Below are 3,424 nucleotides of genomic sequence, written 5' to 3' on the forward strand. Positions count from 1 at the left end.
AGCACATGCCAGCTGATGGCCTCGCCCTCGCGGTCGGGGTCGGTGGCCAGGATGACGCGGTCGGCGCGCTTGGCGGCGGCGGCGATCTCGGACATCCGGGCCGAGGCGCGGGCGTCGACTTCCCACTCCATCTCGAAATCGTCGTCGGGACGGACAGACCCGTCCTTGGACGGCAGGTCGCGGATATGGCCGTAGGAGGCCAGAACCTCATAGTCCGAGCCGAGGTATTTGTTGATGGTCTTGGCCTTGGCCGGGCTCTCGACGATGACGAGGTTCATTATGGCGCAGTCTGTTTGGGAGGCGGCGAAGGTGGTCAGACGCAGCCGTCCTGTCAATCACGCCGATTGTGCAATGCAGAATTCACGTATGGGTTGTCGTTTAGCCTAAAGTTGTGCAGGGTGGGATTCGCTGTCAGATCCGAGGACCTTCATAATGGCCCGAGCCGAACTCGCCCAGACTTCCGCCGTCGCATCCCGGTCTCTCGCCAGCACGGAATATCCTGTCCGCGAGTATATTGGCTCCATGGCGCAGGAACTGGCCGAGATGGCGCGCTGGGACGGCGACGAGGTGCTGGCGGGGCTGCTGGAGACCGTCGTCTTGAGGGCCGAGTCGCCCCGGCCCTCAGGGTCATAGATCAGGCATCGCCGATCGTTCCGGTCCGAACCTCGCCGGCCCGCGTGTAGAGGCTGGAGACGACGCCGGTGGAGAAGGTCTCGGTCCGATCCAGGGTAAAGCCGGCCGGCGCGGACCCCTGGCCGAACCAGCGCTTGCCGTGGCCCAGGACGACCGGAAAGGTCATCAGGCGCAGCTCGTCGATCAGGTCGTGGGCCAGCAGGGCGTGCAGCAGGACGCTGGACCCCTGGGTCAAGAGGTCGGGGCCGTCGCCCTGTTTCAGGCGGGCGATCGCGGCCGGGACATCTCCGGTGAGGGCGACGGTATTGATCCAGGTCGCGGTGTCTGGATCCGAGGTCGCGACATATTTGGTGACACGGTCGAACAGGGGCCCGATCGGGATCTCCTGATGCACCGGCCAGTAGGCGGCGAAGATGTCATAGGTCCGCCGACCCAGCAGCAGGTCGAACGGGTGACCATCCGCGTCGTCGAACACACCCATGAAGGGGTCGGTGTCCTCGGCCCAGAAGGGGGCGGTCCAGCCCCCGAAGGCGAAGTCTTCCGACGGGTCTTCCTCGGGCCCGCCCGGCGCCTGCATGACGCCGTCCAGGCTGACGAAGGCAGCGGCGATGAGCTTTCTCATGGTGATCAGCTCCGGCGGATGGGGAAGATCTGGCGCAGGGCCGGATCGCGCAGCCAGAGCCCGCCCCACATGAACAGACCCAGATAGACTCCGAACAGGGTGAAGCCGAACAGGGGGTTGTCGACCCGCAGGTTGGTCGCGATCGCACCGCCCAGATAGGCCGTCATCAGCACCGCCCCGAACACCGCCGTGCGCGGGATCAGATACAGGACCAGGCAGGTCAGTTCGATGATCCCCAGCAACAGGGTCTTGTCCCCCGACCAGCCGTTGGGCGTCATGCTTTGCGCCACGACGGCGGGCATGAAGAATTTGGGCATGATCGACGCGCCCAGCATGAATACGGCAAACAGGCCGGTCAGGACGCGACCGACCCAGACCATCGGCGAGGCCTTCATTGCGGGTCTTCCGTTGGCTGCCAATTCGCGGCCGACGGGGCTTCCGGCTTCCAGTCGGCACCTCGGATGGTGTTGATCATCCAGGGGATGCCGAACCTGTCGGTGAAGCTGCCGTAGCCGGGTGTCCAGAAGGTCTCGCCGAAGGCCATGCCGACCTTGCCGCCCTGGGACAGGGCGTCGAATACCCTGCGGGCCTCCTCGACGCTTTCGGTATGGAAGGTGACGTCGAAGCCGTTCTTGGGCTTGTCGATGTTGGGGGCGAACTCGGGCGGCATGTCCGCGCCCATGATCGCCTGGTCGCCGATCTGCAGCCAGGCGTGCATCAGCCAGTCCTTGTACTTCGCATCGATCGGCATGTCGGGCGGGCCGTCGCCGAAGGGCATGGCGGCTGTGATCTCTCCGCCCAGGACGCCGGCGTAGAATTCGAACGCCTGACGACATTCGCCTTGGAAACTCAGGCTCGTGACGATCTTCATGGTCGTGTCCTCCGTGTTCTTTGGGGTTGTCAGTCGGGGTTGGCGAGCAGCCAGGCGTCCAGCCTGTGCATGGTCGAGGTCCAGCCGTGGGTATGGCCGGTGACGCTGCGTTCGGACTTCAGGCCCTCGTGGGTGAAGTCCATGCGGGTCTTGCCGTCGTCGGTCTCGTGCAGGTCGACGGTGACCAGGGTGTCGGCGGGCGGGCCGTCCTCGTGGCTCTCGTCCCATTTGAAGGTGAAGACCAGGCGGCGGGGTTCGTCGATCTCGCGGTAGTGGCCGCCCTGCCAGAGATCCTCGCCGGTCTCGACCGAGCGCAGGCAGGCGCGCCACTCACCGCCGATCCGCAGGTCGTTGGTGCCCGAGACCATCGGCCATTCGACCGGACCCATCCAGCCGACCCGCATCTCGGGCCGGGTCCAGGCGGCCCAGACCAGCGGCCGGGGGGCGTCGAAGGTGCGGGTCATCTCCAGCCGGCCCGGCAGGAGCGGTGGCAGGTCAGCAAGGGGTTGGGGCTTCAGGGCGGGATCGATGGTCGACATCTCAGAGCGTCGGCAGCAGGGCGTTCAGCTGGTCCGCGACCGTGCCCCAGCCGTCGTGGAAGCCCATGGCCTCATGCTGCTTCATCGTCGCCTCCGACCAGTGGCGGGCGGTGGCGACATAGCGGGTCGTGCCGTCGGGCAGGGGGGTCAGTTCGATCTCGGCTGACATGAAGGGCCCGGCCGGCAGCCAGCCCTTGATGAAGGCGTCGGTGGTGATCCAGCGGCGGGCGGGCTCTACCAGCAGGAAGACCCCGTCATTCGGCATGACCTCGCCGTCCGGGCCGTTCATGGTGACAGCGAAGCGGCCGCCGACTTCGGGTTCGATGACCGCATCGGTGATCCACCAGGGCTTGGGGCAGAACCATTGCGCCAGGATTTCGGGGGTCATCCACGCCTTCCAGATCTTCTCTGGGGTGCCGTTCAGGATCCGCTCCAGCACCAACTCGTGGCCGTGAGCGCCGGTGGCGTGGCAGGGATCGATTTCAGTTTCTTGGGCCATTGGGGTCTCCCTTCTGGATTTTCTTCAGGTAAGCATCGAGGCGGTCGAAGCTGGAATCCCAGTATCGCCGATAGTGCTCCAGCCATTCGGCCATGCCCTTCATGCCCATCGGCTCCAGCCGGGCGGGCCGCCACTGCGCCTCCTTGCCGCGACTGATCAGACCGGCCTTTTCCAGCACCTTCAGATGTTTGGAGACGGCAGGCAAGCTCATGTCGAACGGCTCGGCCAGGTCGCCGACACTGGCTTCGCCCTCGCACAGC

At 65.7% G+C, this 3,424-nt stretch carries 8 protein-coding genes; 1 reads left to right on the top strand and 7 read right to left on the bottom strand.

All coding sequences use genetic code 11. The features are described 5' to 3' along the window. The coding region (locus JHC99_RS18035) for a toprim domain-containing protein (protein ID WP_292156059.1) at positions 1-278 on the bottom strand (278 nt) is incomplete at its 3' end. A gap of 154 nt (positions 279-432) precedes the next feature. On the opposite strand from JHC99_RS18035, the gene JHC99_RS18040 reads away from it, so the two are divergent. Further along, positions 433-633, top strand: a complete 201-nt coding sequence (locus JHC99_RS18040) for a hypothetical protein (RefSeq protein ID WP_292156060.1) — start codon at positions 433-435, stop codon at positions 631-633. Position 634: 1 nt separating this feature from the next. Here the strand turns inward: JHC99_RS18040 and JHC99_RS18045 are convergent, their stop codons facing one another. The 6 genes from JHC99_RS18045 to JHC99_RS18070 all read right to left on the bottom strand — a co-directional run. Next, on the bottom strand, positions 635-1,255 hold the full coding sequence (locus JHC99_RS18045; protein WP_292156061.1) for a dihydrofolate reductase family protein: 621 nt from the start codon (positions 1,253-1,255) through the stop codon (positions 635-637). Between the two features lie 5 nt (positions 1,256-1,260). After that, positions 1,261-1,650 carry a DoxX family protein gene (locus JHC99_RS18050; RefSeq protein ID WP_292156062.1) on the bottom strand — a complete coding sequence of 130 codons (390 nt, stop codon included), beginning with the start codon at positions 1,648-1,650 and terminating at the stop codon, positions 1,261-1,263. Then, positions 1,647-2,126 (bottom strand): VOC family protein, encoded by a 480-nt coding sequence (locus JHC99_RS18055; protein WP_292156063.1) that lies wholly within the window; start codon positions 2,124-2,126, stop codon positions 1,647-1,649. Before JHC99_RS18055 ends, JHC99_RS18050 begins: the two co-directional genes overlap by 4 nt. A gap of 29 nt (positions 2,127-2,155) precedes the next feature. Continuing rightward, entirely contained in the window at positions 2,156-2,665 is a 510-nt protein-coding gene (locus tag JHC99_RS18060) for an SRPBCC domain-containing protein (RefSeq protein ID WP_292156064.1), read from the bottom strand. 1 nt (position 2,666) lies between these two features. After that, positions 2,667-3,164: an SRPBCC family protein gene (locus JHC99_RS18065; RefSeq protein WP_292156065.1), complete on the bottom strand. Its 498-nt coding sequence runs from the start codon at positions 3,162-3,164 to the stop codon at positions 2,667-2,669. Further along, positions 3,148-3,424 (bottom strand): metalloregulator ArsR/SmtB family transcription factor (locus JHC99_RS18070; RefSeq protein WP_292156067.1); only part of this gene is annotated, 277 nt, incomplete at its 5' end. The genes JHC99_RS18070 and JHC99_RS18065, both read right to left, overlap by 17 nt.

Origin of the sequence: Brevundimonas sp. (assembly GCF_016463485.1) — a bacterium.
Lineage (GTDB): Bacteria > Pseudomonadota > Alphaproteobacteria > Caulobacterales > Caulobacteraceae > Brevundimonas.